Source organism: Brevundimonas sp., assembly GCF_046295595.1.
Classification (GTDB): Bacteria; Pseudomonadota; Alphaproteobacteria; order Caulobacterales; family Caulobacteraceae; genus Brevundimonas.
The window spans coordinates 1-26,565 of record NZ_JBKBMX010000028.1; the positions used below are offsets into that span (position 1 = coordinate 1).

The window sequence follows — 26,565 nt, forward strand, 5'->3', positions numbered from 1 at the left end:
ACACCGACACCTCCGGCTCGGCCGCCTACAACGTCGGCCTGTCCAACCGCCGCGCCCGCACCGTTGCGGACGCGCTGGTCGCCCAGGGCGTCAACGGCGGCGTCATCTCGCTGGACGGCCAAGGTGAAACCAACCTGGCCCGCCCGACCGCCGACGGCGTTCGCGAGCCTCTGAACCGTCGCGCCACCATCGGCATCAACTTCTAGGACAGTTGACGTCGACCGCCCCGGCCTCCGGGCCAGGGCGGGCGCAACACAAGACCAGAGCCGCCGGTCCCTCACGGGGCCGGCGGTTTTGCTTTGCCGCGGGGCACGGGGTGGTCAAAGACGGAGACGACCGCTATCTCCCGATCCCAGTTACAGAGGGTGAAACCGCATGCGCGTGGCGATGATCGGAACCGGCTATGTGGGCCTGGTCTCAGGGGCCTGTTTCGCCGATTTCGGCCATGAGGTGACCTGCGTCGACAAGGACGCCTCCAAGATCACGCGGCTGGAGAAGGGCGAAATCCCAATCTTCGAACCCGGACTGGACGATCTGGTCGCCGCCAATGTGCGCGACGGTCGCCTGACGTTCGCGCTGGACGGCGCCGAGGCCATCCGCACGGCGGACGCGGTGTTCATCGCGGTCGGCACCCCTTCGCGGCGCGGCGACGGCCATGCCGACCTGTCCTACGTCCACGCCGCCGCCGAGGAGATCGCCGGCCTGATCGAGGGCTTCACGGTCATCGTCACCAAGTCGACCGTGCCGGTCGGCACCGGCGACGAGATCGAGGCCATCATCCGCGCCCGACGCCCCGACGCCGATTTCGCCGTCGTCTCCAATCCGGAGTTCCTGCGCGAGGGAGCCGCGATCGAGGACTTCAAGCGTCCGGACCGCATCGTGGTCGGCGCCGAGGACCCGCGGGCCCAAGCGGTGATGCGCGAGATCTATCGCCCGCTGAACCTCAATGAGACGCCGATCCTGTTCACCGGCCGGCGCACGTCGGAGCTGATCAAATATGCGGCGAACGCCTTCCTCGCCATGAAGATCACCTTCATCAACGAGATGGCCGACCTGTGCGAAAAGGTCGGAGCGGACGTTCAGCAGGTCGCGCGCGGCATCGGGCTGGATAACCGCATCGGGTCCAAATTCCTGCACGCCGGGCCTGGCTACGGCGGCTCCTGCTTCCCCAAGGACACCCTCGCCCTGGTGCGCACCGCAGTCGACGCCGGTGCGCCGGTGCGGCTGATCGAGACCACCGTCGAGGTCAACGACGCGCGCAAGAAGGCCATGGCCGGCAAGGTGGCCGCGGCGCTGGACGGGGAGCTGGCGGGCAAGACGGTCGCCCTGCTGGGATTGACCTTCAAACCCAATACCGACGACATGCGCGACGCCCCTTCGCTGGACGTCGCCCCGGCGTTGATCGCCATGGGGGCCACGGTTCAGGCCTTCGATCCCGAGGGGATGAAGGAAGCCGCCCACCTGCTGCCCGGGGTGGTGTTCAGGGACGGCCCCTATGAGGCCGTCGAGGGCGCCGACGTGGTCGTCATTCTGACCGAATGGGACCAGTTCCGCGCGCTGGATCTGAACCGTGTCAAGCAGGTGATGCGCCAGCCGGTGATGGTCGATCTGCGCAATGTCTACCGGCCCGACGATATGCGGGCGCGCGGCTTCCGCTACGTCTCGATCGGACGGGCCTAGGCTTCAGTTCTGCGGCAGGGAGGCATGGACCAGCGCCGCGGCCGCGGCGGCGCTGGCGTCAGGTTGCGGCAGCAGGCTCTGCCCGGCGCCGATGACGATCATCGCCGTGACCACCGCCGAGACGATGGCGATCGCTCCAAGCCTGATCCCGTCGACGATTTCATGGTCCGGCCGCACGCAGTCCCCCGAATCAAAACCCTGTTTGTTATCCACCACCTGCGCGACGAGGCTGCAAGTCACGGAACGGTGTCCAACAACAAAAAAGGCGGAGCCGGGGCTCCGCCTTTTTCATTTAGGGCGCTGTCGGCCCGGGCGCGGTGCGGGTCCGATTGAGCGTCTAGCCGCGGAACGGACGGATCATGATTTCCACGCGGCGATTCTGGGCCTTGCCGGCGGCCGTGGCGTTCGTGGCCACGGGCTGGCTCTCGCCGCGACCGTCGACATAGAGGCGGTCAGCCAGAACATTGCGGCTGACCAGATGCTGGGCCACCGAAGAAGCGCGCTGACGCGACAGGTTCAGATTGTAGTCGTCTGCGCCGTCGGAATCGGCGTGGCCGACGATGTCGACGACCGACTGGTCGTAGCGGTTCAGGACGCCGGCGACGTCATCAAGGGTGGCGTAGAAGCCGGGATTGATCGACGACTGGTTGGACGCGAAGGTCACGTCGGACGGCATGCGCAGGACCAGGTTGTCGCCCTGACGGGCCACGCCGACGCCGGAGCCCGAAAGCTCGGCTTCCAGCTCGCGTTGCTGGCGATCCATATAGGCGCCGACGGCCGCGCCGCCGAGAGCGCCGATGCCGGCGCCGATCAGGGCGTTCTTGCGCCCTTCCTCGGAGTTGGAGGTGTTGGTCAGATAGCCCAGCACGGCGCCGCCGAGGGCGCCGGCGATGGCGCCCGTGCCGGTGTTGTTACGGCGCGGTTGCGAGCTGTAGGGATCGGTCGTGGTGCAGGCGCCCAGCAGGGCGGCGACGCTGATACCGGTGAGAACAAGTTTGGCTTGCATGACGGAATGGTCCTTCCAGTTCCTTGGTTGACGGCGGAACGCGGCCTTACAGTCAAGGTTCCCACCTGTACCCCGGGTGAATGGAGTTCGGGCGCGTTTTTTCATCGACGCGGATCGCCGGGCCCTCGCTTTGCCAAGATCGGCCCGCAGGGCGTATGGAAACGCCCGCACGTCCATTTGAGGTCCCGCCATGGGTGACAGCCCGAGTTCCGCCCCCGCCGCCCGCGCCATCGAACCGGTTTCGATGACGCTTTACGACACCGACTTCCAGGCCTTCGCCGACAGGTTGGGGGCGTCGTTCAAACGCTATGGGTTCGCGGTGATCGCCGACCACGGACTGGACGGGGCGGTGATCGAGGCGGCCATCGACGACGCCAAGGCCTTCTTCGCCCTGCCCGAGGATGTGAAGCGCAAATATCACCAGCCGGGCACCGGGGGCGCGCGCGGGCTGACGCCCTTCGGCGTCGAGGCGGCCAAGGGCGCGGCGGCGGTCGATCTCAAGGAGTTCTGGCACGTCGGGCGCGAACTGCCCGAGGGTCACCCCTATCGCCAATATATGCGCGACAACGTCTGGCCGACCGAGGTCGAGGGCTTCCGCCGGCATCTGTACGGCATGTTCACGGCCATGGACGCACTGGGCCGACGCATCCTGCGGGCCATCGCCCGCTATCTCGAACTGGGCGACGACTTCTTCGAGGACAAGGTCGAGCTGGGCAACAGCATCCTGCGCATGCTGCACTATCCTCCTGTGCCGGCGAATGCGCCCGGTGTGCGGGCCGGGGCGCACGAGGATATCAATGTCATCACCCTGTTGCTGGGCGCCGAGGAGGCCGGCCTGCAGCTGAAGGACGCCGACGGCGAATGGCTGGACATCGCGCCGCCGCCCAACGCCCTGGTCGTCAATATCGGCGACATGCTGCAGCGGCTGACCAACCACGTCCTGCCGTCGACCAGCCACCGGGTGATCAATCCGGCGCCCGAACGGGCCAGCTTCGCCCGCTATTCGACGCCCTTCTTCCTGCATTTCAACCCGGACTTCGTGATCGAAAGCCTGCCGTCGACGGTGACGCCGGAAAACCCGGACCGCTACGCCGGCAAGGCGATCATGGCCGAGGACTTCCTGACCGAACGACTGAAGGAAATCCGGCTGATCTAAGCGGCGGGAGGCGTCCGGACACCGCCGCTATTTCGAGATGCGAAGCTGGGTGATGTCCCGACCGATGGCGGCGAAGGCCTCCGACAGGTCGCCACCGCTGGCGGGCAGGTAGAAATTGTCCGGACCCGAAGCGCAGGCCGCCAGCATGCTGGCCGCGTCCCCGCCGGCGGCGATCTGGAAGCCGACGGTGTAGACCAGCACGCCCTTGGCCCTCATCGCCGCGCACATCGCCCGGCCCTGGTTGAAAGGGTTGCCATTCTCGGCGCCGCAGTCGATCTTTTCCGAGTTGTTGCCGGAGCCGGCGCCGGCGTCGCGCGAGATCACGCCCGAGCAATAGGGGGTGTTGAACTCGCCATCGGTCATGATGATCACGGCCTTGAGCGTCCTGGCGGTATTGTAGTCCGCCGCCCCGTTCGAGGGCCAAAGGTAGTTGAAGCTGGGAGAGACCATGTACCAGCCCCAGCCGATGCCGATCTGGCCGGCGGTCGATCCCTCGACCGAATAGCCGTCGATGCTGCTCTTGAGCGCCGATTTGTTGCTGGACAGCGGCTGGATGGTCGCCTCGAGGCAGGGGTTGGACGCCCCCGGATAGTTGCGGCCGACCCGGCTGCTCGCGGGCGAGGCGTCGGTATAGGCCTGAGCCCCCGTGCGCTCGGTGACGCAGTCACTGATCCGGTGGGTCTCGAGGTTTCCGTACATGTTTTCGAAGGCGAACCAGGTGCAGCCCTGCTGGGCGCACCAGGCTTGGCCCCCAGAGGTGTAGGGCGTGATCCCCTGACCGTCCGAAGGTTCAATGGTGAAGGTGTCGGCGGTCGTGTTGCCAACGAGGAAGGTTCTGTTGTTGACGACGCTGTTATTGTTCGCGTCCCGCATACCACCGACGTTGGTGAGATAGACGTAGTCGTTGTTAATCAGACCGTGCCGCGCCGAGGTGATTGTGATCGAGCAGTCATTGTCTTGGCAGCGCTGGACCTTGGCGTTTCCGGTATAGGTGTCGTATCGCCAACCGCTGACGCTGTTTCCCCCGACGGTGTAGAGTTCGAAGGTATCGTTGTGCTTGTTGCGGACCCGATACGGCTTGTTGTTGAGCTGGGTCATGCCGGTCGCGCCGGAGATCCAGACGATGTCGTTGTTGTTGAAGCCGTGGTTCGCCGAGGTGATCACCACCGGGTTGCCCTTGGTCGCCCAGCTGATGTCCTTCGCCGTTCCCGTCAGGTTCATCACCGCGCCGGTGATCTGGGTTGAGCCCACCGGCGTACCGCGCACGGCGTTGGCGTTCCCGCCCGGGTTGACCCCCATGGAATAGGGAACCAGCGCCAGCTTGGAAAAGTAGGGCGTCTGGACCGGCTGGACGATGATGTCGACCAGCTCCTTGGCCGCGTTCTTGAGGTCGGTCATCCGCTGGCCGGCCATCGAGCCGGTGACGTCCATGACCAGCGCGACCTCGATGTTGCGCGACGACCGGTTGACCTCGGAATGGCCGCCCACCGGCATATAGTCGTCCATCATCTTGCCGTAGGGCGGCAGGAAGATGTTGGCGACGAGAGTCTTCACCTGGACCCGGGCGGTGGCCACGACCACCTCTTCGCCGCTAAGAACAAAGCTGGTCTGGTCCTCCTCGAGGGTGACGTTCGAATAGCCCTGGAGATTGGCCTTCAGGGCGGCGAGACCGACCCGCTGCAGGTCGTCATCCTCCGTGTAGGGCGAGCGCGCCGCCGCCAGGGCCGCGGCGTCGAGGGCGTCCTGCAGATTGACCCTGACGGTCGACATCCGGTGGACGTCGACCCCGCCGAAGGTCATCAGGATCAGCACGGGCAGGCTGAGGCCGAACAGCATGGCGACGTTGCCGCGCACGTCGTCGGCCAGGCCCCGCGCGAGACTCCGCGCACCGCCGCAAACACCGTTAATCCAAGTCTTCAGCCTCATCGCCGTTCCAGCCGCCGTCGCCCGCGGGCCTGATCCACCCACGCCATCCGGTCTACAGTGGCCCAAGTCGGTTAAGAGAAGCGTCAACAGCGAGCGTTAACGGCCGGGAGCTGACAGTCAGCCAAGCACGCAGGCGGCGAGGCCGTCGTCGCGCACCGTGCCCATGGCGGCCATCACACGCGACGCCCGGCGGCGGACATAGGGACCGGGCGCGCCGGCGTTGTAGCGCCGCGGCGAGGGCAGGATGGCGGCCAGCCGGGCCGCCTCGCGCGGGCTGAGGTCGGCGGCGGACTTGTCGAACCAGTGCCGGGCGGCCGCCTCGGCGCCGTAGACCCCGGGGGCCCATTCGGCGACGTTGAGATAGACCTCCATCGTGCGGCGTTTGCCCCAGAGGGTCTCGATCAGGACGGTGTAGCCGGCCTCCAGCCCCTTGCGGACCCAGTCGCGGCCCGGCCAGAGGAAGACGTTCTTGGCGGTCTGCTGGCTGATGGTCGAGCCGCCGCGGATGCGGCCGCCGCGCTCATTGGCCTTCAGCGCCTTTTCGATGGCCTTCATGTCGAAGCCGTGGTGGGCGCAGAAGGTCGAATCCTCGGAGGCGATCACCGCTTCGACCAGGCGCGGCGAGATGTCGTCCAGCGAGCGCCAGCGGTAGGCCAGCCCCTCCCCTTCCAGCGTGCGGCTGACCATCAGGAAGGTCAGCGGCGGCGGGACGAGGCGGTGGATGGCGACGCTGCCGAGCAGCAGCAGGACAAGGGCCAGCAGCACCGTCAGCACCGGCCGCCGTTTCTTCCTGATCGTCGCCGAACCCGTCATCGGGCGATGGTGGGACGGCGGGGGACGACAGGCAAGGGCGGCCGGCTCAGACGTCGGCCACGCCGGCCTGGCCGTCCTCGTCGGCCCAGGCGACGCGGCGGGCGTCGGCGCTCATGGCCAGGGCGGTGATGGCCGTCCCCTTGTCCGCCTTGAGGAAGTTGAGCCCTTGGCCGGCCGGATCGGCGAGCCAGACGCGGCCGTCGCTGAGGCCCGCGGCGAGCACGCCATGCTTAGGGCGCGAGGCCACCAGGGTGACGAAACTGCCTTCGTCGAAGCCAATCTCGGTGGCTTCGCGGCCCATCGGACCGTTCGAGCCGATGAACGGCCAGAGGACGGCGCCCTGGGCGCCGGAGGTGGCCAGAAGCTGGCCGTTGGACAGGAAGCTCATGGCGCGGACCTTGGACGGATAGCCGCCCATGCGCAGGTTCTTCTGATCCTTGAGGCGCCAGCCGTGCAGCTGGTTGTCCTGCATGGCGGTGATGACGAAGGCGCCGTCGGGCGACCAGCCGACGGCCGTGTGCGAACCGGCCCATTTCAGCAGGGTCGGCTTCTGCTGGGCGATGCGGGCGAACCACAGGGCCGCGCCGCCGTAGGTCGAGGTCGCGATGCGGCGGCCCTTCGGCTCGAAGGCGACGCCCGAGACGGTGCGCTCGTGGACGAAGTCGCGGCGGAAGCCGGCGTCCTTCGCATCGATCACCGACAGGGTCTTGCCCGCCGAGAAGGCGATCAGGCCGCTTTCGGCCGAGGCGTCGATGGCGTCGATCCATTGCCCCTTGGCGGTGGCCAGAACCCCGGCCTCGCTGCGGCGGTGCCAGATCACCCGGCCGTCGTCGCCGCCGGTGACGACGCCGTCGCCGGAGGGATGGACGGCGGCGCACAGGACGGCGCCGTCATGGGCGGCGCTGAACTCGCCGCCCTCGAACCGGACCGAGCCGTCGCCGAGGGCGAAGACGGCGCCGGCGTCGTCGAACAGGGCGGCGGTGACCTGGGCGTCGTAGGTGTGGGTCTTCACGCGGCGCAGGCCTCGAACCCGGCCTTCAGCGCCGCCTCGTCGAGGTCGCGGCCGATGAAGACGGCGCGGGACCAGCGGCGCTCGATCGGGCCCCAGGGCTTCTGCAGTTCGCCCTCAAGGATCATGTGCACGGCCTGGAAGACGAGGCGGCGCTCCTCGCCGGCGACGTCGATGATGCCCTTGGCGCGCAGGATGTTCTGGCCCTGCTCACCCAGCAGTTTGTCGAGCCAGGCGGTGAATTTGGCCCCGTCCATCGGCGTGTCGAGCGACAGGGAGACGCCCTTGATGTCGTCCTCGTGAGCATGACCGCGCGCGCCATGGGCGTGGTCGTGGGCATGGCCGTGATCATGGCCGTGGTGGTCGTGGCCGCAGTGTTCGTCGTGGACGTGGCCGGCCTCGCCGTGGGGCGGGTTGGCGAACTCGGGGTTGATGTCGAGGATCCGCTCAAGGTCGAAGCCGCCGAGGCCGAGGACCTGGTCGAGCGGCACATTGGCCCGCTCGGCGCGGGTGATCGGGGCCAGGGGGTTGAGCTTGCGCAGCCGCGTCTCGACCGCGACCAGCTCTTCCTCCGAGGCGAGGTCGACCTTGTTGAGGATGATGCGGTCGGCGAAGGCGACCTGTTCGCGGGCTTCCTTGCTGTCATCGAGACGGGCCATGACGTGTCTGGCGTCGACCAGGGCGGTGACGCTGTCCAGCTGCGTCTTCGCCTTGACGTCCTCGTCGACGAAGAAGGTCTGGGCCACCGGGCCGGGATCGGCCAAGCCGGTGGTCTCGACGATGATGGCGTCGAAGGCGGGCTTGCCCGGGCGCTGGCGCTTCATCAGGCCGGCGACGACGCGGATCAGGTCGCCGCGCACGGTGCAGCAGACGCAGCCGTTGTTCATCTCGAACACGTCCTCGTCGGCGCCGACGACGAGGTCGTTGTCGATGCCGATCTCGCCGAACTCATTGACGATGACGGCGTAGCGCTTGCCGTGGGCCTCGGTGAGGATGCGGTTCAGCAGGGTGGTCTTGCCGGCGCCGAGGTAGCCGGTGAGCACGGTGACGGGAATCTTGTCTGTCATGGGAGGCCTTTCGGCGGCTGAGATAGTCAGCCGGGGCGCGAGATGAAAGAGACTTGCGTCCCGCCGAGGTTTTATCCGGGTAAAACTACGACAGAGGCGTCCAGATCGTCCGGATAGTCCATACCGTGCGGAACGATGGGGCTCGTTTGTCAAAGACCGGGGCGGCGAAGCCCGGGCCATTATGCCGCCGTCGCTTCCTGAGGCGGGAACAGGACGCTGGCGTCATGGCCAAGGCGTTGGAAAACAACGGCCTGGCCGGCTGGATTGTGATGGCTGGCGGCGGATTTGCAGCGCACAAGTCCTCTTTGGCCATCCTCGCGCGGCGGCGTCCGACCGGACCGCTCAGCAGGCGGGGCAATCGGGTGAGGGCTGCGCCTCTAACTGGAGCGTCGTATGGCCGATGCGGAACCGGCCGCGCGCCATCGCCTGGGCCTCGGCCAGAAGCGCGTCGGCGTCGGGGCGCTCGTGGCACAGGTGGGCGGTCAGGGCGGTCTCGGTCGTCGACAGGCCCCAGACGTGCAGGTCGTGGACGGCGGTGACGCCCGGCAGGGACAGGAAGGCGGCGCGGATGGCGGCGACGTCGACGCCGCGCGGGGCGGCGTCCAGCGCCAGATTGACCGAGTCCTTGAGCAGGCCCCAGGTGCCGATCAGGATGACGCCGACGATGACGATGCTGACCAGCGGGTCGATAATCGACCAGCCGCTGACCATGATCGCCGCGCCGGCGATGACCACCCCGATCGAGACGGCGGCGTCGGCCATCATGTGCAGCCAGGCGCCTCTTGCGTTGAGGTCGGTGTGACGATCGCGCATGAACAGCAGGGCGGTGCCGAGGTTGATGACGAAGCCGATGGCGGCGACGATCATGATCAGGCCGCTCATCACCGGGGCCGGCTCGGCCAGGCGGCGGATCGCCTCGAAGGCGATGGCGCCGCAGGCAAAGATCAGCAGGACGGCGTTGGCGAGCGCCGCCAGAACCGTGGCCTTGCCGTAGCCATAGGTGTTCTGCGAGCCGCTCGCCCGCCGCGCCAGCCAGGCCGCGCCGCCGGCCATGGCGAGACCCAGCACGTCCGACAGATTGTGGCCGGCGTCGGCCATCAGGGCGGTCGAGCCGCTGTACAGACCGGCGCCGAACTCGATGCCGACGAAGGCGAGGTTGACGATCAGGCCGACGGCGTAGCGCCAGTCGCCGGTGTCGACGGGACCGTGGTGGTGATGACCGTGCGCATGGCCATGATCGTGGTGATCGTGGTCATGGGCGTGGTGGGAGTGACCGTGGGCGTTCGCCATGCGCGGACCCTAGTGAGCGTGGCCCGCGTGGGGAAGGGCCGTCGCGGCGCCGGCCGGGGCCCGATCGGCGGCCTGACTTTCGGCGTGGCTGTGTGAGGCGACCAGCAGGCCGATGGCGATCAGGGCGACGCCGAGCACCATGCTTTCGTAACGCGCCCAGCGTTCGAGCCGCAGCGCCGAATAGCCGGCGTTGGCGAGGACGGTGAACACCGCCATGCCCAGCACCGTCCCCACGAGGAAGGCCGCCGTCATGAGGACGAGCGGCAGGAGACCCTGGGTCGCCTGGGCCAGGTAGAGCGGCAGCAAGACCTCGCCCGGCGACATCGCCAGCATGGCGACCAGACCCCAGAAGGCGGCGGCGTCGGAGACGCGCGGCTCGGGGGCGGCCAGATCAGGGCCTCCGGCGGACTGGACCTTCAGCAGGGTCGCGCGCGCAAGGTAGAAGGCGCCGAACAGGAACAGCAGCACCGCCGCCAGATGCGGCAGAAGGCCGGAAATCCACTGGTCCAGCGCCAGCCCGGCGACAACGATCAGACCGCCGACGGCGGCGGTCGTCACGATGTGGGCCAGACCCGCGGCCGCCACGGCGCCGAGGACGCGCCCGAGGCTCCAGCGCTGCGCCCGGCCCACCAGAACGAACGGCAGCCAATGGGTGGGCAGGGCCGCATGCAGGAAGGCGGTGGCGAATCCCCCGCCCAGCAGGGACCAGAGGATCGGTTGATCGAAGTCGGGCGGGGTCATCGCCGCCTCTGTAGCGTGTTACTTTATAACAGTCGAGCCGGCCCGGACAGAATCCCGCCCGGCGTTCGTGTGAGGGGGTTGGTCATCTGTGTCGTGAGGGCTTTTTCGGCCCGTTCGCGTTGACTCGGAGGGCGCCTTCCGTATATGTCGCCGCTCTTCGCCCGAGGGGGACCCCCGTCGGGCTTATTCTTTTTGCGTTTCGCTGAGGCTTCAACATGTACGCGGTGATCAAGACCGGCGGCAAGCAGTACCGGGTTCAACCGGGCGACGTCATCGTGGTCGAGAAGCTCGACGGCGAGGCCGGCTCCAATGTGTCGTTCGGCGACGTGCTGATGCTGGGCGGCGACAAGGGCATCACCCTCGGCGCCCCGCTGATCGCCGGCGCGACCGTCGCGGCGACGCTGGTCGAGACCCGCAAGGGCGAGAAGATCAAGATCTTCAAGAAGATCCGCCGTCAGGGCTATCGCCGCACCAACGGCCACCGCCAGATGGAATCGGTTCTGCGCATCACCGGCATCGACGGCGCCGGCGAGAACGCCAAATGGGACGGCGAAGCGTCGCTGATGACCAAGGCGGAAATGAACCTGCGCGCCCGCGGCCTGGCCCCGCGCGTCGAGGAGACCGAGGTTGTGGCCAAGCCGGCCAGGTCGCCCAAGGTGCTCGACGACGCGCCCAAGGCCGAAGTCGCCGAAAAGCCCGCCAAGAAAGCCGCGGCTCCGAAAGCCGCCGCCGAGACCACCGAAACCAAGGCTCCCGCCAAGAAGGCCCCCGCCAAGAAGGCGGACAAGGCCGGCGACGAAGCTTAATAATCAGACGAGAACGGGAGCAGACCTATGGCTCACAAGAAATCCGGTGGTTCGTCGCGTAACGGTCGCGACTCCGAATCGAAACGCCTCGGCGTGAAGAAGTTCGGCGGCGAGCGCGTGCTGGCCGGCAACATCCTCGTGCGTCAGCGCGGCACCACCTTCCACCCGGGTGAGAACGTCGGCCTCGGCCGCGACCACACGCTGTTCGCCACCGTGCACGGCGCCGTGAAATTCACCAAGAAGGCCAACGGCCGATGCTACGTGTCGATTCTTCCGGCCGCTGAACAGGCCATGGCCGCCGAGTAGCGCGAACGGACCATCCTCCGGATCGCGCAAGGCTCAAGAGCCGCGATCCGGACCAGGGAATTATTTCCGCGGGGAGTCTGGATCACCAGGCTCCCCGTTTTCGTTCCCGCCTCGAAGCCGTCCGAGCCCTCCAAGGAGGCGGCGCGAAGACCGAGGCCCGCCCATGTGCGTGATCGAACCCTCCCCTGTCGTCGAGACGCGGCGTCTGGCCCTGCGCGCCCCCGGCGCCCAGGATGTCAGCCGTCTGGCCGCCCTGGCCAATGATCCGGATATCGCGCGGATGACCCTGCGCATGCCGCACCCCTATGCGACCGCGGACGCGGAGGCCTTCGTGCTGGCCGTGGCCGGACAGGATCCGGCCCGGGCGGCGACCTTCCTGATCGAACACGAGGATCATGGCGCGGTCGGCGTCATCGGCCTGTTCGAGGACAGCGATCCGGCGCCCGAGGTCGGCTACTGGATCGGCCGGCCGTTCTGGGGTCGGGGCTACGCCACCGAGGCGCTGGAGGGGGCCCTGGTCTGGGCGTCGAAGCGGTGGCGGCGGCGGGCCCTGGTGGCCGGACATTTCACCGACAATCCGGCCTCCGGCCGGGTGCTGGAGAAGGCCGGCTTTCTGTACACGGGCGAGGTGCGTCGCGGCTTCAGCAAGGCGCGCGGCGACGAGGCGCGGACCCGGCGGATGGTCTGGCTGGCCTGAAGCATAAGGGCGCTATCGCTCGCCGCGCGGCGGCTCGCTGCTTGAGCGCGGGGAGTTTTGGGCCGGGACTGGACGGGCCGTCGGGCCTGACCTACGCGCGAGACGGGCTCAAGCAGCGCGCGACCGTGTCGCGCGCGTTAGCCCTCTACCCGAACAGCGTCGGGCCGAAGACGGCGGCCAGGGCGATGGCGCCGCCGGCCACGGCCACGACCGCGCCGGCGATGAAGGCCATCCAGGTGCGCGCCGCGCGCTGACGGCGCAGACCGCTGGTCTTGACCGACCTGATCATGACGCCGGGCTTGGGCCCGAAGACCTCCGAGCCTGAGATATTGTGCTGGGACATGAACGCGCTCCCTGATCCACCGCCCCTTGCGGGTGAGGGAGACCGAAGCGGTGCGGACAAGGCGAAACAATGGCGAACGGCGCTCACCCACCGATCCGTGATCGGATGAACCCCGTTCGCGCTCAGCCGCAGAAGATCAGGCGGCCGCTTTAAGCGCGGTAGTAGCCGCTGCGGACATCGTAGGAGCGGTACGTCGCGCGGCACCAGTCGATCCGGGCCGGATGGCGGGCGGCGCCGTGGGCGGGGCCATATCCGCCGCGTCCGCCCTCCGGGTAGACGAGGTCGGGTCGTCCGTAGGCTCCATGATACGCCACGCCGGACGGGCGGCTGTAGCCATAGGCGTCGCCGTAGCCGCGCCGCCGGGTCGCGTAGCGACCGTCATGACCATGGGCCCAGGCGCGCCCATAGCGGCCGTCGTTGCCGCGGTAGCCGGCGAGCTGGTGGTAGTCCCGCCGCGCCTGCGGGCTGACCCGATGACGCTGGTCGCGCCAGCCGGCGTGGCAATCCGTGCGGCTGGCGTCCCAGAAGGCGTCGCACCGGTAGTCGCCCGGGCGGTCCAGCTGGCTGCGCCAGTCGAAGGCCGACGGGGCCCGGTTCGCGCCGCCGCGGTGCTGGCCATGGCCGCCGTTGTGGCCCCACGACTGGGCCGCCACCGGGACGGCGGCCAGCAAGCAGCCGGCGGCGAGAACGAAGGCGAGCAACGGGCGGCGCATGGTTAATCCTCCAGAGCGGCCCGGTACGCGGCCTGAAAAGACTAAAGGCGGACGCTTACAGGGCGACGGAAATCCGGCCGCCGCGGGTCTCGACATGGCGCATCAGCACGATCCGCTCCTCGCCGTCGGCGGTGACCGGGGCGATGATGAACCAGCCGCCGTCCGGCAGGCCGGTGAAGCTGAAGCGGCCGTCCTGGCAGGTCGTCGAGCGGACGAAGGAGCGATAGTCGGCGTTGGGATCGGCCACGGTCCGGGCCCGGACGATGGCCTCGGGCACGGCGGCGCGGTCGGTCGCGCCGTACAGGGTGCGGAAGCGGGCGCGGGTGTAGGGGGTGTCGGGCGTCAGGCCGATCGAACCGGTGCAGGCGAAGGTGCGCCCGTTGCGGCGATAGTCGATCCGGCCGTCGATCACGGCCCGCCCGGTAGCGGTCGACCAGATGAAGTCGTCGGCGCGGAACACGCCCGGAGCGGGCCGCGGGCCGTATCCGGGGCCGGCGCCCGGCCCATAGCCGCCGCCCATCGGCGTGGTCTCGCAGGCCGCGAGCGAGACGCCGAGCGCGGCCACGGCGATCAGCGGCAGGAAGGGCTTGCGGGGGGATGACTGGGCGGACATGGGCTCTCTCCGTCACGGTGCGGGTCGAACGTCGGGATCAGACGCTCAACGTCGCGGCAAGGTCAAGGTTGCGAGCCCCCGGACGGTGGTCCAAAAGCTCGGGCAACCCGGCGCAGACCGGGTATAGGGAAGTCCCATGACAGTCACGTTTGACGACATTCTGGCGGCGCGCGAGCGGATCGCCGGCCAGGTCGATCGCACCCCGACCCGCTATTCCCGCAAGCTGTCGCAGCTGACCGGGGCGGAGGTTTGGGTCAAGTTCGACAACCTGCATTTCACCGGCAGCTTCAAGGAGCGCGGGGCGCTGAACCGGCTGCTGCAGCTGTCGCCCGAAGAGCGGAAGCGCGGCGTGGTCGCGGCCTCGGCCGGCAATCACGCCCAGGCACTGGCCTATCACGGCGTGCGGCTGGGCATACCGGTGACCATCGTCATGCCCGAGGGCACGCCGTTCGTGAAGGCCGACGGGACGCGGGCGCACGGCGCCACGGTCGTGATCAAGGGGCTGGACTTCTCCGGCTCGACCGAGGAGGCGCACCGGCTGCGCGACGAGGAAGGGTTCGTCTTCATCTCGGCCTTCGACGACGCCGGCATCGTGGCGGGTCAGGGGGTCTGCGGCCTGGAGTTCATGGAGGACGCGCCCGACCTCGAGGCGCTGCTGATCCCGATCGGCGGCGGCGGGCTGATCGCCGGCACCTCGATCGCGGCGAAGGGGCTGAAGCCGTCGATCCGCATCTTCGGGGTCGAGGCGGCGATGTATCCATCCTTCGCGGCGCGCCGGCGCGGCGAGACGGCCAAATGCGGCGGTCAGACCATCGCCGAGGGCATCGCCATCAAGGCCGTCGGCGACATCCCCTTCGCCCTCGCCGATCCGCTGGTCGAGGATGTGATCGTCTGCGAGGAGGCGGATTTCGAGAAGGCCGTGGCCTTCTACGCCACGCTGGAGAAGACCGTGGCCGAGGGCGCCGGGGCCGGCGGGCTCGCGGCGCTGGTGGCCGCGCCCGAACGGTTCCGGGGCATGAAGGTCGGGCTGGTCCTGTGCGGCGGCAATATCGATTCGCGGATGCTGGCCGTGGTGCTGAACCGCGAGCTGGTGCGCGAGAAGCGGCTGGTGGTTTACCGCATTCTGGGCGATGACCGGCCGGGCATGCTGTCGAAGATGAGCGCGGTGATCGGCGGTCTCGGCGGCAATATCATCGACGTGGTGCACAACCGGCTGGCGCTGGACGTGCCGGCCAAGGGCGCGGAATTCGACATCATGGTCGAGACGCGCGGCGAAGCCCATGCGATCGAGATCAGACACGGACTGGAAGAGGCAGGCTATGCGCTACGGATGGGCTAGAACGGCGGCGGCGCTGACCTTGGCGGCGGCGCTGGCCGCCTGCGGCGGCGGCGAGGCCCCGACCGGCGACGCGGAAGCGGCGGAAAACCTGCGCGAGGCGGAGTTCTTCATGACCTCCAACGCGAAGGCCGAAGGCGTGAAGAGCCTGCCGTCGGGCGTGCAGTACAAGGTGCTGCAGGCGGGTCCGGCGGGCGGAGAGCGCCCGGACGGCAATGATCTGGTGCGGGTCGACTACGAAGGCTCGCTGACCGACGGGACGGTCTTCGACAGCTCGTTCCAGCGCGGCCAGCCGGCGGTCTTCACCGTCGAGGACGGCATCTCCGGCTCGGTCATCACCGGCATGCGCGACGCCCTGCAGCACATGAGCGTCGGCGACGAGTGGCTGGTCTACATCCCGCCGGCGATCGGGTATGGCGACGCGGCGTCCGGCAATATCCCGCCCAACAGCGTGCTGATCTTCCGGCTCAAACTGCTGGACGTGGCGCAGACGCCCGGCGGCGAGACCGCCCTCGTCACCGCCAACGGCTGAGCCGTCAGTCGACCGCCGGCGGCGCCGGCATCAGGTCGCCGAACGGCGCCGCGTCCTCGAGCGCGCGGCGGAACGACGGCCGCGCCATCAGCCGCGCATGCAGCGCCCTGAGCCGCGGCCGCTCGCCGAACGGAACCAGCCGCCGGGCGTAGGTCAGGATCGGCGCCGCGGCGCAATCGGCCAAGGTGAAGGCCTCGCCCGCCGACCAGGTTCGGCCGTCCCCCAGCCGGTCCTCCAGCCAGTCCCATGCGCCGGCGAGGACGGCTTCGTCCTGCGCGTCGCCGAAGGGGTCCTCGTTTCCGGCCGGACGGAATTTCCGCGGGATGATGCGGTTCATCGGCCCGCCGACATAGGTGTCGACGATCCGGTCGATCAGCCGCGCCTCCAGCGCCGCCCCGGGCTCCGCGGGAATCAGTCGGCCGCCGCCGGCGAGCCGGTCCAGATATTCGATGACGACGGTGGACTCGATCAGGCGGCGGTCGCCGTCGACCAGCACCGGCATCTTGCCGAACGGCGAGACGGCGCGAAACGCGGCCATGCCCGCGGCGTCGGCCGCGTCGACCAACCGGGGCCGGAACGGCAGGCCCAGCTCATACAGGGCGACCGAGGCCTTCTGGCCGTAGGCGGAGTAGGGGTGGGACCACAGGATCAGCGGCGTGGTCATCGCGCGTGCTCCTCCAGGTCGCGGGCCAGCCCCTCCAGCATCTCACGGCAGCCATGCTCGCGCATGGCGATGTGATCCGCGCTCTCGAGGAACGCCCCCTGTTCGGTATAGATCAGGCGCGTACCGGCGCCGTCCGCGACCAGTTCGGTGGTGGCCAGGGAGACCGAGTTCCGCACCGGTCCGTCAGGGGTTTCGCGCCCCATGACATAGGCGATGACGATCCGCAGGTCGGGGACGATGTCGAGGTGGCGGGTCTCGTTGAACCACACGTCGTTCTCCTCGCCGCCGTGCCGGAACCGCCCGCCGGAACGGCCGCCGACGCGGAAATCGTGGGTCCATTCGTGGATCGTGAAGCCCTTGCCGTCGACGAACCAGCGGCGGAAGGCGACCGGATCGGCGTAGGCGGCGAAAACGCGGGCGGGTGAGGCGTCGTAGCGGCGCTCGATCGTAAAGGTACCGTGGGCGACGCGGGACGGGCCTTGAACGGTCATGTGGATGTCTCCTCCTCGGGTCGTGTTTCGTCGAGCCAGGCCCCCAGCCGGTCGAGACTGAGCTCGACCGATCGGCGGCGGTCGTTGATCCAGCGCTCCGCGGCGCTGAGCGCCTGCGGCTCGACGCGGCAGGTGCGGACGCGGCCGATCTTCTGCGACGTCACCAGTCCGGATGCCTCGAGAATCTTCAGGTGCTGGACCACCGCCGACATCGACATCGGCATCGGGCTGGCGAGTTCGCTGACGGTGGCCGGACCGGCCGACAGCCTTTCGACCATGCGCCGCCGGGTCGGGTCCGACAGGGCCTGGAAGGCGAGATCGAGCGGCTGTTGATGCTGAAGCATTCACTTAAGTATCATGGCGAGGCCGGCGACCGCAAGTCCCTCGCGGCAACGGCTCGTTAATCGGCGCGGCGCACCCTCAGCCCTGTCCACCTTCGGAGCGACGCGATGTCGACCATCCAGACCTCCAGCTATCGCCGCCAGCGCGATCATTTCGAGCCGCAGGACGCCGACCCGCAGGAACAGCGGCGGCTGCGCGGCCTGCTGGAACAGATCGACTACTCGGCCTTCGTCGCCAACCGCGAGGTGATCGCCGCCGCCCTGCCTGGCCTCGACGCGTCGGTCTTCCAACGCCTGGCGATCCAGACCGCGACAGCGCGCGCCAAATGGGTCGCCGAGGCGCTGCGGCAATGCGAATCCGGCGCGCCCTCGACGCCCGACCAGATCGCCCGGCTGACCTCGGCCCGCACGGCCTATGAGGAGCTGGCCGAGGCCTATGAAGGCCTGCGGCGCATGATCGAGCGCGGCTATCTGACGCTCAGGACCGGCTGATCAGTCCAGCGGCTGCGGCCGGGTCGTGATCGGCGCATCCGGATCAACGGGCGGCCGCTCGGCGGTGGTCGGCGGCGGCCCGGCCGGCGCGACCGGGACGATCTCGATCCGGGGCGCCGGCGTCTCAGCCGCGGGCGGAGGCGCGGGGGGCGTGGGGCGCGGGGGTGCGGCCGGGGTCGGGGCCGGAGCCGGCGTCCGTGCCGGTGCGGCAGCCGGCTCGGCGGCGACAGGCCGCTCTTCCGTCGCGTCGTCGACCTGGGGCGAAGGCTCCGGCGGGGTCGGGGTCTCGGTCGCAGCAGCTGAAGGCTCGACCTCACTCGGGGGCGTGGCCTCGACCGGGGCGGGGACGACCGACGCGGCCGCGGTCGCCGCAGCCGGCGACGGCGTGGCGGAGGGGCGACTCAGCATCCAGCCCGCGATAGCGACGACCGCAATGCTCGCCGCCGCGAGGCCGACATAGAGCGGCGTGCGGCTCGCGGAACGTCGACGCGAGGCGACAGGGATGACGGCCGCGCTCGCCGGCACGGGTCCGGTCTGCGCGGGCGTGGCGCGTTCGGCTAAGGCCGCGGGCGCAGGCGGCGTCTCCGGCGGCGCTTCGGCGGGCGGCCTTTCGGGCAGCGGTTCGGCGGGCGGCAGCGGCCGCACCGTCAGGTCGGCGCGCTGGGCCGGCGGGGTCTTGTCGACAACCGGACTGTCGGGGAGAGGGACGGCGGGCGCAGGGGCGGCGGGGACCGGAGCGGGCGCCGGGGCGTCGACCCGCTTCGGCGCCGCGGCGGGGATCATCGAGCCGCTGAGGATCGAGCCGGCGGGCGGGGCCGCCGGCCTGGGGGGCTGGGGCAGCGGCGGCATCTCGCCGCCTTTCGGCAGCGGGCCGGCGCGGAACACGGTCTGCGGCGGGCGGCCCCAAGTGACCTGCCGACGGGCGAAGGGGGCGGGCGAACCGTTCAGCGGCTGATCATCGTCGGTGGACATGCACTCTCCCGCGCCGGCGAGGCGCGCTTCAGAAACGCGAAGACGGCGTCAGGGTGAGGACCGATCTGGCCCCTTTCGTGACGACCGCCCCGCCGCCCGCCCCCGGTCAGTTCTTCAGCCGGTAGCCGGTCCGGAACATCCAGCCGACGACGGCCAGACAGATCAGCAGGAAACACAGCGTCGCCGTCAGGCTGATGCCGATGCCGACGTCGCCCGAGCCGTAGAAGGTCCAGCGGAAGCCGGAGATCAGATAGACCAGCGGATTGAACAGGGTCACCGTCCGCCACGCGTCGGGCAGCATGTCGATCGAATAGAAGGACCCGCCGAGGAAGGTCAGGGGCGTGACCACCAGCATGGGGATCATCTGCAGCTGCTCGAATCCGTTGGCCCAGATGCCGATGATGAAGCCGAACAGGCTGAAGGTCGTCGAGATCAGGATCAGGAAGGCCAGCATCTCGACCGGGTGGAGGATCTCGAGCGGCACGAACAGGGCGGCCGTGGCGAGGATGATGAGGCCCAGGATCGCCGACTTGGTCGCCGCCGCCCCGACATAGGCGATGACGATCTCCAGCGGCGACACCGGCGCCGACAGCAGCTCGTAGATCGTCCCGGTGAATTTCGGGAAATAGATGCCGAACGAGGCGTTGAAGATCGACTGGGTGAACAGGCTGAGCATGATCAGGCCCGGGACGATGAAGGCGCCGTAGGGCACGCCGTCGATCTCGGTCATGCGGCTGCCGATGGCCGAGCCGAAGACGACGAAATACAGCGAGGTGGTGATCACCGGAGTGACTAGCGACTGCCAGATGGTGCGCAGGGCGCGGGCCATCTCGAAGCGGTAGATGGCCCAGACGCCATGGCCGTTGAAGGTCATGCTCATGCGGCGGCTCCGGCGTCACGGTGGACCAGGCTGACGAAGATGTCCTCGAGCGAGCTCTGGCTGGTGTTGAGGTCCTTGAAGGCGATGCCGAGGTCGCTGAGCTTGCGCAGCAGCGACGGCACGCCTGTCTTTTCGAGATTGGAGTCGAAGACGTATTCCAGCTCGTGGCCCTCGGCCTTGAGCGCCACGTTCCATTCCGCCAGCTCAGGCGGCACGGCGTCGAGCGGATCCTGCAGGTTCAGGGTCAGGGTCTTGCGGCCCAGCTTCTTCATCAGGGCGGTCTTCTCCTCGACGAGGATCAGTTCGCCCTTGAGGATGACCCCGACGCGGTCGGCCATCTCCTCGGCCTCTTCGATATAGTGGGTGGTCAGGATGATGGTGACGCCCTGGTCACGCAGGCGGCGGACCAGATTCCACATGTCGCGGCGCAGTTCGACATCGACGCCGGCCGTGGGCTCGTCGAGGAACAGGATGTCCGGCTCATGGCTCAGGGCCTTGGCGATCATGACGCGGCGCTTCATGCCGCCGGACAGGGTCATGATCTTGTCGTTGCGCTTGTCCCACAACGACAGCTCGCGCAGCACGCTCTCGATGTGGCCGGGGTTGGGCGCCTTGCCGAACAGGCCCCGGCTGAAGGTGACGGTGGCCAGCACCGTCTCGAAGGCGTCGGTGGTCAGCTCCTGCGGCACCAGACCGATCTTCTCGCGGGCCCGGCGATAGTCCTTCTGGATGTCGTGGCCGTCGGCGATGATCGTCCCGGTGGACGGCGTGACGATGCCGCAGACCGCCGAGATCAGCGTGGTCTTTCCAGCCCCGTTGGGGCCCAGCAGGGCGAAGATTTCGCCCCTGGCGATGGTCAGGTTGATCGGCTTGAGGGCCTGAAGGCCCGACTTGTAGGTCTTGGTCAGACCTTCGATGGAGATGACCGGATGCATTCACGCCCTCCCTGAGCGGGCAGCAGATATGCGTCCGGCGGTCGCACCTCAAGGCCAGAACGACGATAGCGGAGCCATATTCGACGTCAGGGATTGATGAGGCCGTGCAAAACGCCCTCGCCTCCTTCCGTTCCCGACTGGCCAGTCTGGGCGAGACCGGCCGAAAGCGGTCGCCCTTGCTGCGCCGGGTCCCGCCGCTGCATGAGCTGCTCGAGCTGGCGGCGCGGGTCGGCTACGGGGCCCGTGGGTTCGTCTATCTGTCGGTCGGTCTGCTGGTCCTGTTCGCGACGCTGAACATGATCGGCGACGCCGTTGGCGTCCGGGGGGCGCTGGAGTGGTTGTCACAGCGCCCGCTGGGGCGGGTGTGGATGCTGCTGGTTGGCCTCGGGCTGAGCGCCTTCGTCCTATGGCGTTTGCTGCAGTCCGTGTTCGACGCGGACCACGAGGGAACCTCCCGCGACGGGCTGATGACGCGGATGGGTCAGCTGTTCAGTGGTCTGAGCTACGCTGGCCTGTCGTTCGCCGCCTTCTCCCTGTTCGCCGGCCCGCCGGCGAATGATCCCTCCGAGGGTGTGGCGCAGAGCCGGGAGCGGGCCGCCATGTTGCTCGACCTTCCGTTTGGCCGATGGCTGCTGATCGCCGCCGGCCTGACCATCTTCGGCATCGGCGTCGGCAATGTGGTCAAGGCCTGGCGCGAAGACTTCAGCGAATACCTGCACTGCTCGCCGAAGATGTGCCGCCGCGTGACGCCTCTGGCCCGGATCGGCCATGTGGCGCGCGGTCTGGCCTATCTGCCCTTGGCGGGACTGGTGGTCCAGGCCGGGTGGCGGGTCCGCACGGCCGAGGTGACCAGCTTTGGCGCGGCGCTGGAGCGGGTGGAGCAGCAAACGGCGGGGAACTGGATCCTCGGCTTCATCGCCCTCGGCTTCGTCGCCTTCGGCGCCTTTTCCTTCGTCGAGGCGCGGTTCCGCCGCATCCGCCCGCCCCGCGACCTGAAGCATCCGTCCCTGCCGTTGGGCTGATCCCGGGTGACGCAGCGGAAGCGGCGTTTCGGCGCCACGCCTGCCCGCAAACCGGACTTCAGGACGCTGAGGATTCCCCCGCCGGTTGACCCGGACCGGCGGCTTGTTCATCACCATACCCAGCGGCGTGGCACGGAGTGGGTGGGACTATGGGGTTGGTGGCGAATATCCGGCGCGACTTGCGGTTCGCGAAGGGCCTGCGCCGACTGCTCAAGCGCATCAAGCCGATCGATCTCGACAGCCCGACCCTGGTCTGTGACGACTGGGAAGAGGCGGTCGACCGGTTCCCGGATCACGTCGCCATCGAGGACGACCGGGCCGCGCTCACCTATCGCGAGCTGGACGCCATGGCCAACCGCTTTGGCCACTGGGCCCAGAGCCGACGGCTGAAGCGCGGCGACACCATCGCCCTGGTGATGCTGAACCGGGCCGAATATATCGCCGCCTGGATCGGGTTTTCGAAGGTCGGGGTGGCCACCGCCCTGATCAACACCAATCTGACCGGCCACGCCCTGGCCCACTGCCTGTCGATCTCCAACGCCTCGCAGGTGGTCACCGACATCGACTGCTGGCGCAACGTCGAGGAGGCCCGCGCGCTCGCCGGCCGCAATCTGATGCTCTGGGTGCTCGGCCTGTCCGACACCGACGAAGCCGATGAGCGTCGCGGTCTCGACAAGCCGGTGCGCGGCGGCTCGTCGGTGCGACCGGCGCGCTCGGTCCGCTCGGGCCTGACCAATCGTGACACGGCCCTGTACATCTACACCTCGGGCACCACCGGCATGCCCAAGGCGGCCAAGGTCACCCACGCCCGGGCGCGGACCTATATGCGCGCCTTCGCCGGGGCCACGGCGGCGACCGACAAGGACGTCACCTTCAACGTGCTGCCGCTGTACCATTCGACCGGCGGTCTCGTCGGCATTGGCCCGGCCCTGCTGAACGGCGGCCGGCTGGTGCTGCGCAAGCGCTTCTCGGCCTCGAACTTCTGGCCGGACGTCAGGACCTCGGGCGCGACCCTGTTCGTCTATATCGGCGAGCTGTGCCGCTATCTGGTCAACTGCCCCGATCACGAGGAAGACCGGGCGCACAAGCTGCGGCTGGCCTTCGGCAACGGCCTGCGGCCCGACGTCTGGAACGACTTCCAGAAGCGCTTCGCCGTGCCGGAGATCCTGGAGTTCTACGGCTCGACCGAAGGCAATGTGTCGCTGTTCAATTTCGACGGCAAGCCGGGGGCTATCGGCCGCGCGCCGGGCTTCCTGAAAAACCAGATCAACTTCCGTCTCGTGCGCTTTGACGTCGACAGCGAGGAGCCGGCGCGGGGTCCGGACGGTCTGTGCCAGCTGGCGCGGCCCGGCGAGGTCGGCGAAGCCATCGGCCGTATCGGCGACGACACCCGCCACGCCTTCTCCGGCTATGCCGACAAGGCGGCCTCGGAGAAGAAGATCCTGCGCGACGTGTTCGTGCGCGGCGACCGCTGGTTCCGGACCGGCGATCTGATGCGGCAGGATACGGAAGGCTACGTCTATTTCATCGACCGGATCGGCGACACCTTCCGCTGGAAGGCCGAGAACGTCTCGACGGCCGAGGTCGAGCAGCGGCTGGCGGACGCGCCGGGCGTGAAGGAGGTCATCGCCTACGGCGTTCCAGTTCCGGGACACGACGGCAAGGCCGGCATGGTCGCCCTGGTGATCGACGGCAAATTCGTCGCCCGCACCTTCGCCGACTGGGTCGACGCCGAGTTGCCGGTCTACGCCCGCCCGGTGTTCGTGAGGATCATCAAGGCGGCGGACACCACCGGGACGTTCAAATACCGCAAGATGGATCTGGTGACCGACGGGTTCGATCCGCTGAAGGTCGATGGGCCGATCTACGTCCGCGGCGGCAAGAGCGGCTACACGAAGATGAGCGAGGCGACCCTCGCCGCCATCCTGGGTGGCGAAGTTCGGCTTTAGCCGGCGGCCTTCAACCGCCCCTTAAGCATTAACAGCGAAGGTCCGGCTCTCACACGCTCAGGACGTTCGCCCCTCCATGTTCCAGATCATCGGCATCGTCCTTCTGTTCGGCATGGTGTTCGGCGGCTACACCATCGCCGGCGGCAAGATGGGCGTGATCCTTCACTCCCTCCCCTATGAGATGATGATGATCGGCGGCGCCGCGATCGCGGCCCTGGTCATGTCCAACTCGCCGGCGACGCTGAAGGGGCTGGTGGGCAGTTTCGGCCGCATGTTCGGCGGCAACAAATGGAAGAAGCAGGACTACAAGGACCTGCTCAGCCTGCTGTTCCAGCTGACCAAGACGATGAAATCCAAGGGCGTCATCGCGCTGGAGAGCCACATCGAAAAGCCGGCCGAGAGCGCCATCTTCCAGAAATATCCCAAGGTGCTGAAGGACCATTTCGCCACCGACTTCATCTGCGACACCCTGCGGATGATGACCATGAACCTCGAGGATCCGCACCAGATCGAGGACGCCATGGACAAGCAGCTGGAGAAACACCACCACGAGGCGCTCGGCCCCGCGCATGCGCTGCAGAACATGGCCGACGCCCTGCCGGCGCTGGGCATCGTCGCCGCGGTTCTGGGGGTCATCAAGACCATGGCCGCCATCACCGAGCCGCCGGAGGTTCTGGGCGGCATGATCGGCGGCGCCCTGGTCGGCACCTTCCTCGGCGTCTTCCTCGCCTATGGCCTGGTCGGACCGCTGGCGACCCGCCTCAAGGAGGTGATCGACAGCGACAGTTCCTACTACAAGATCATCCAGTCGGTGCTGGTCGCCCACCTGCACGGCAATGCGGCGCAGATTTCGGTCGAGATCGGCCGCGGCGACATCCCCTCCTCGGCCCAGCCTTCCTTCCTGGAAATGGAAGAGTCGCTGCAGAACGCGCCGACGGACGCCTGACGCGCGCCGCCGATCCGGGCCGCCCCCGCCAACGCTTCACAAGAGTTCACGAACGCGTGAGAATTTCGCTTGCTTATCCGCTCACGAAGCCGTTATCTCCGACCTGCGAGGATTCATGACCTCGTATGACCCTTCTGAAGGAAGAAACACCATGCGCATCACCGCCCTGATCGCCGCCTCGGCCGCCGCTCTGGCCCTGGCCGCCTGCCAGCCCGCCGAAAAGACCGAAGAAGCCCCGGCCACCGACGTGACCGTCGAAGCCCCGGCTGCTGACGCCGCCATGGCCCCGGCCGCCGACGCGACCGCCCCGGCCGCCGACGCCGCCGCCACTGCTCCGGCCGCCGACGCCGCCGCTGCCCCGGCCGCCGACGCCGCCGCTGCCCCGGAAGCCGCTCACTAAGAGCGACGGATTGACGGACCTTCGGGTCCGTTCGGAAAGGGCCGCCCTCAGGGGCGGCCCTTTTTCGTTGCGTGCCGCTCTGCCCGGCTTGCGCCAATTTCACTTGCGGCCCGGCGGCGAGCCCCGGTATCTCGGGGCTCGGGACACAGTCGTCCGCTCGAACGAAGGATATCCCCCATGCGCATCGTCGCCCTGATCGCCGCCTCGGCCGCCGCCCTGACGCTGGCCGCCTGCAACAACAACGCTGAAGAGACCGCGCCGGAAGCCTCGACCGAAGCCGCCGAGGCCTCGGGCATCGCCGACCAGGCCGCCGTGACGGTGACCGAGGATCAGGCCGCCGCCGACGCCAGGGCCGCCGCCGACGCCGCCGCCGCCTCGGAAGTCGCACAGACCGCCCCGGCGCCCGCGCCCGCCGTGACCGAGCCTGCGCCGACCATGCCGGTCGAGGGCAACTGACGCCGGTCCGCCGAAATACGATCGAGAGCGAGGCCGCCCACGGGCGGCCTCTTTTCGTTGGGGCCTCGCCCCGGCTACGGACTGGGCCATGACCGACGACCCTTCGCCACGACTGGTCTGGACCGCGGACGGCGCGCCGCGCTCAGGCCGGTTCGACGACGTCTATTTCTCACGCGAGGACGGTCTGGCCGAGAGCCGGGCGGTGTTCCTCGCCGGTTGCGGCCTGCCGGAGGCGTGGCGCGGCCGGCGGCGTTTCACGGTGGCCGAACTGGGCTTCGGCACCGGCCTGAACATCGCCGCCCTGCTGGAGCTGTGGCGCCGCGAGGGACCAACGGACGGACGGCTGAACATCTTCTCGGTCGAGGGCTATCCGTTGACTCGGGACGAGGCCGCCCAGGCGCTCGCGAATTGGCCGGAGCTGGCCGATGTCGCGCGGGCGCTCCTGGACGGCTGGCCGGCGGCGACGCCCGGCTTTCACCGCATCGACCTGCCCGGGTTCAACGCCACCCTCGATCTCGCCGTCGGCGAGGCGGCCTGGGCGCTGGCGCAATGGTCGGGGCGGGCCGACGCCTGGTTCCTCGACGGTTTCGCGCCGTCCACCAATCCGGGCATGTGGTCGGACGCCGTGCTGGACGGCGTCGCGGCCCGCTCGGAGCCCGGCGCGCGGGTGGCGACCTTCACGGTGGCCGGGAGCGTCCGGCGCGGCCTCGCCGAGCGCGGCTTCGTCGTCGAGAAGAAGCCGGGTCACGGTCGCAAGCGCGAGCGACTGGAGGCGCGCCTCCGGGGCGGCGGCGCCGCCGGGCCGGCCCCCACGATCGCCGTCATCGGCGCGGGCATAGCGGGCGCCGCCCTGGCGCGCGCCTTCGCGGCCGCGGGCGCGGACTGCACGGTGGTCGAGGGGGCGGGCCCGGGCGCGGGGGGCTCGGGATTCCCCGCGGCCCTCGTCACCCCCCGGCTCGACGCCGGCGATGTCGATATCGCGG

The 26,565-nt window shown here is 68.8% G+C and carries 32 protein-coding genes; 15 read left to right on the forward strand and 17 right to left on the reverse strand.

Annotated features, from left to right (window positions below; all coding sequences use genetic code 11):
• Window positions 1-206: OmpA family protein (locus tag ACK4JY_RS14125; protein ID WP_409606233.1), on the forward strand; the 206-nt coding region annotated here is incomplete at its 5' end.
• A gap of 169 nt (window positions 207-375) precedes the next feature.
• Window positions 376-1,680 carry a UDP-glucose dehydrogenase family protein gene (locus ACK4JY_RS14130; protein WP_409606746.1) on the forward strand — a complete coding sequence of 435 codons (1,305 nt, stop codon included), beginning with the start codon at window positions 376-378 and terminating at the stop codon, window positions 1,678-1,680.
• 3 nt (window positions 1,681-1,683) lie between these two features.
• Here the strand turns inward: ACK4JY_RS14130 and ACK4JY_RS14135 are convergent, their stop codons facing one another.
• Window positions 1,684-1,920: a hypothetical protein gene (locus ACK4JY_RS14135; RefSeq protein WP_409606747.1), complete on the reverse strand. Its 237-nt coding sequence runs from the start codon at window positions 1,918-1,920 to the stop codon at window positions 1,684-1,686.
• A 97-nt stretch (window positions 1,921-2,017) separates the two neighbouring features.
• Window positions 2,018-2,686 carry an OmpA family protein gene (locus ACK4JY_RS14140; protein ID WP_409606748.1) on the reverse strand — a complete coding sequence of 223 codons (669 nt, stop codon included), beginning with the start codon at window positions 2,684-2,686 and terminating at the stop codon, window positions 2,018-2,020.
• Window positions 2,687-2,876: 190 nt separating this feature from the next.
• On the opposite strand from ACK4JY_RS14140, the gene ACK4JY_RS14145 reads away from it, so the two are divergent.
• Complete coding sequence (locus ACK4JY_RS14145; RefSeq protein WP_409606749.1) at window positions 2,877-3,842, forward strand: isopenicillin N synthase family dioxygenase; 966 nt, start codon at window positions 2,877-2,879, stop codon at window positions 3,840-3,842.
• Between the two features lie 27 nt (window positions 3,843-3,869).
• Here the strand turns inward: ACK4JY_RS14145 and ACK4JY_RS14150 are convergent, their stop codons facing one another.
• From ACK4JY_RS14150 to ACK4JY_RS14175, 6 genes are all read right to left on the reverse strand, one after another.
• Window positions 3,870-5,768 (reverse strand): pilus assembly protein TadG-related protein, encoded by a 1,899-nt coding sequence (locus ACK4JY_RS14150; RefSeq protein ID WP_409606750.1) that lies wholly within the window; start codon window positions 5,766-5,768, stop codon window positions 3,870-3,872.
• A gap of 117 nt (window positions 5,769-5,885) precedes the next feature.
• Entirely contained in the window at window positions 5,886-6,581 is a 696-nt protein-coding gene (gene mtgA / locus ACK4JY_RS14155) for a monofunctional biosynthetic peptidoglycan transglycosylase (RefSeq protein ID WP_409606751.1), read from the reverse strand.
• A 46-nt stretch (window positions 6,582-6,627) separates the two neighbouring features.
• On the reverse strand, window positions 6,628-7,593 hold the full coding sequence (locus ACK4JY_RS14160; RefSeq protein WP_409606752.1) for a WD40 repeat domain-containing protein: 966 nt from the start codon (window positions 7,591-7,593) through the stop codon (window positions 6,628-6,630).
• Entirely contained in the window at window positions 7,590-8,657 is a 1,068-nt protein-coding gene (locus ACK4JY_RS14165; RefSeq protein ID WP_409606753.1) for a CobW family GTP-binding protein, read from the reverse strand. The genes ACK4JY_RS14160 and ACK4JY_RS14165 overlap by 4 nt, the downstream gene beginning before the upstream one ends.
• A gap of 342 nt (window positions 8,658-8,999) precedes the next feature.
• Entirely contained in the window at window positions 9,000-9,947 is a 948-nt protein-coding gene (locus ACK4JY_RS14170; protein ID WP_409606754.1) for a cation diffusion facilitator family transporter, read from the reverse strand.
• 9 nt (window positions 9,948-9,956) lie between these two features.
• The gene (locus ACK4JY_RS14175) at window positions 9,957-10,688 is read right to left on the reverse strand and encodes a hypothetical protein (RefSeq protein WP_409606755.1); all 732 of its coding nucleotides are present in this window, start codon (window positions 10,686-10,688) and stop codon (window positions 9,957-9,959) included.
• Window positions 10,689-10,903: 215 nt separating this feature from the next.
• On the opposite strand from ACK4JY_RS14175, the gene rplU reads away from it, so the two are divergent.
• From rplU to ACK4JY_RS14190, 3 genes are all read left to right on the forward strand, one after another.
• Window positions 10,904-11,494, forward strand: a complete 591-nt coding sequence (gene rplU, locus ACK4JY_RS14180) for a 50S ribosomal protein L21 (protein ID WP_409606756.1) — start codon at window positions 10,904-10,906, stop codon at window positions 11,492-11,494.
• Between the two features lie 27 nt (window positions 11,495-11,521).
• A complete protein-coding gene (gene rpmA / locus ACK4JY_RS14185) occupies window positions 11,522-11,800 on the forward strand; it encodes a 50S ribosomal protein L27 (protein ID WP_409606757.1) in 279 nt (92 codons plus the stop codon).
• 163 nt (window positions 11,801-11,963) lie between these two features.
• Entirely contained in the window at window positions 11,964-12,497 is a 534-nt protein-coding gene (locus tag ACK4JY_RS14190) for a GNAT family N-acetyltransferase (RefSeq protein ID WP_409606758.1), read from the forward strand.
• Between the two features lie 145 nt (window positions 12,498-12,642).
• On the opposite strand, the gene ACK4JY_RS14195 is transcribed toward ACK4JY_RS14190, so the two are convergent.
• The 3 genes from ACK4JY_RS14195 to ACK4JY_RS14205 all read right to left on the reverse strand — a co-directional run bounded on the left by ACK4JY_RS14195 (window position 12,643) and on the right by ACK4JY_RS14205 (window position 14,166).
• On the reverse strand, window positions 12,643-12,840 hold the full coding sequence (locus tag ACK4JY_RS14195) for a hypothetical protein (protein ID WP_409606759.1): 198 nt from the start codon (window positions 12,838-12,840) through the stop codon (window positions 12,643-12,645).
• Between the two features lie 149 nt (window positions 12,841-12,989).
• Window positions 12,990-13,553 carry a hypothetical protein gene (locus tag ACK4JY_RS14200; RefSeq protein WP_409606760.1) on the reverse strand — a complete coding sequence of 188 codons (564 nt, stop codon included), beginning with the start codon at window positions 13,551-13,553 and terminating at the stop codon, window positions 12,990-12,992.
• Between the two features lie 55 nt (window positions 13,554-13,608).
• On the reverse strand, window positions 13,609-14,166 hold the full coding sequence (locus ACK4JY_RS14205) for a hypothetical protein (RefSeq protein WP_409606761.1): 558 nt from the start codon (window positions 14,164-14,166) through the stop codon (window positions 13,609-13,611).
• A 136-nt stretch (window positions 14,167-14,302) separates the two neighbouring features.
• On the opposite strand from ACK4JY_RS14205, the gene ACK4JY_RS14210 reads away from it, so the two are divergent.
• A complete protein-coding gene (locus tag ACK4JY_RS14210; protein WP_409606762.1) occupies window positions 14,303-15,505 on the forward strand; it encodes a threonine ammonia-lyase in 1,203 nt (400 codons plus the stop codon).
• Entirely contained in the window at window positions 15,486-16,034 is a 549-nt protein-coding gene (locus ACK4JY_RS14215; protein WP_409606763.1) for an FKBP-type peptidyl-prolyl cis-trans isomerase, read from the forward strand. Before ACK4JY_RS14210 ends, ACK4JY_RS14215 begins: the two co-directional genes overlap by 20 nt.
• Before the next feature lie 4 nt (window positions 16,035-16,038).
• Here ACK4JY_RS14215 and ACK4JY_RS14220 read toward each other — a convergent pair whose 3' ends face one another.
• The 3 genes from ACK4JY_RS14220 to ACK4JY_RS14230 are packed head-to-tail and all read right to left on the reverse strand — an operon-like array spanning window position 16,039 to window position 17,533.
• Entirely contained in the window at window positions 16,039-16,698 is a 660-nt protein-coding gene (locus ACK4JY_RS14220) for a glutathione S-transferase family protein (RefSeq protein WP_409606764.1), read from the reverse strand.
• The gene (locus ACK4JY_RS14225; RefSeq protein WP_409606765.1) at window positions 16,695-17,189 is read right to left on the reverse strand and encodes an SRPBCC domain-containing protein; all 495 of its coding nucleotides are present in this window, start codon (window positions 17,187-17,189) and stop codon (window positions 16,695-16,697) included. The genes ACK4JY_RS14220 and ACK4JY_RS14225 overlap by 4 nt, the downstream gene beginning before the upstream one ends.
• The gene (locus ACK4JY_RS14230; RefSeq protein ID WP_409606766.1) at window positions 17,186-17,533 is read right to left on the reverse strand and encodes an ArsR/SmtB family transcription factor; all 348 of its coding nucleotides are present in this window, start codon (window positions 17,531-17,533) and stop codon (window positions 17,186-17,188) included. The genes ACK4JY_RS14225 and ACK4JY_RS14230 overlap by 4 nt, the downstream gene beginning before the upstream one ends.
• 105 nt (window positions 17,534-17,638) lie before the next feature.
• Here ACK4JY_RS14230 and ACK4JY_RS14235 point away from each other — a divergent pair, with 105 nt between their 5' ends.
• Entirely contained in the window at window positions 17,639-18,022 is a 384-nt protein-coding gene (locus ACK4JY_RS14235) for a hypothetical protein (RefSeq protein ID WP_409606767.1), read from the forward strand.
• On the opposite strand, the gene ACK4JY_RS14240 is transcribed toward ACK4JY_RS14235, so the two are convergent.
• The 3 genes from ACK4JY_RS14240 to ACK4JY_RS14250 all read right to left on the reverse strand — a co-directional run bounded on the left by ACK4JY_RS14240 (window position 18,023) and on the right by ACK4JY_RS14250 (window position 20,809).
• Window positions 18,023-18,994: a hypothetical protein gene (locus ACK4JY_RS14240; RefSeq protein ID WP_409606768.1), complete on the reverse strand. Its 972-nt coding sequence runs from the start codon at window positions 18,992-18,994 to the stop codon at window positions 18,023-18,025. It abuts the gene before it with no gap.
• A gap of 106 nt (window positions 18,995-19,100) precedes the next feature.
• Window positions 19,101-19,868: an ABC transporter permease gene (locus ACK4JY_RS14245; protein WP_409606776.1), complete on the reverse strand. Its 768-nt coding sequence runs from the start codon at window positions 19,866-19,868 to the stop codon at window positions 19,101-19,103.
• A gap of 2 nt (window positions 19,869-19,870) precedes the next feature.
• Window positions 19,871-20,809 carry an ABC transporter ATP-binding protein gene (locus ACK4JY_RS14250; RefSeq protein ID WP_409606769.1) on the reverse strand — a complete coding sequence of 313 codons (939 nt, stop codon included), beginning with the start codon at window positions 20,807-20,809 and terminating at the stop codon, window positions 19,871-19,873.
• A gap of 104 nt (window positions 20,810-20,913) precedes the next feature.
• Here ACK4JY_RS14250 and ACK4JY_RS14255 point away from each other — a divergent pair, with 104 nt between their 5' ends.
• From ACK4JY_RS14255 to mnmD, 6 genes are all read left to right on the forward strand, one after another.
• The gene (locus ACK4JY_RS14255; RefSeq protein WP_409606770.1) at window positions 20,914-21,831 is read left to right on the forward strand and encodes a DUF1206 domain-containing protein; all 918 of its coding nucleotides are present in this window, start codon (window positions 20,914-20,916) and stop codon (window positions 21,829-21,831) included.
• Window positions 21,832-21,980: 149 nt separating this feature from the next.
• Complete coding sequence (locus ACK4JY_RS14260) at window positions 21,981-23,780, forward strand: long-chain-acyl-CoA synthetase (RefSeq protein WP_409606771.1); 1,800 nt, start codon at window positions 21,981-21,983, stop codon at window positions 23,778-23,780.
• A gap of 76 nt (window positions 23,781-23,856) precedes the next feature.
• The gene (motA, locus tag ACK4JY_RS14265; RefSeq protein WP_409606772.1) at window positions 23,857-24,726 is read left to right on the forward strand and encodes a flagellar motor stator protein MotA; all 870 of its coding nucleotides are present in this window, start codon (window positions 23,857-23,859) and stop codon (window positions 24,724-24,726) included.
• Window positions 24,727-24,877: 151 nt separating this feature from the next.
• Window positions 24,878-25,126, forward strand: a complete 249-nt coding sequence (locus ACK4JY_RS14270) for a hypothetical protein (RefSeq protein WP_409606773.1) — start codon at window positions 24,878-24,880, stop codon at window positions 25,124-25,126.
• A gap of 177 nt (window positions 25,127-25,303) precedes the next feature.
• The gene (locus ACK4JY_RS14275) at window positions 25,304-25,582 is read left to right on the forward strand and encodes a hypothetical protein (protein ID WP_409606774.1); all 279 of its coding nucleotides are present in this window, start codon (window positions 25,304-25,306) and stop codon (window positions 25,580-25,582) included.
• An 88-nt stretch (window positions 25,583-25,670) separates the two neighbouring features.
• Window positions 25,671-26,565: tRNA (5-methylaminomethyl-2-thiouridine)(34)-methyltransferase MnmD (mnmD, locus tag ACK4JY_RS14280; protein ID WP_409606775.1), on the forward strand; the 895-nt coding region annotated here is incomplete at its 3' end.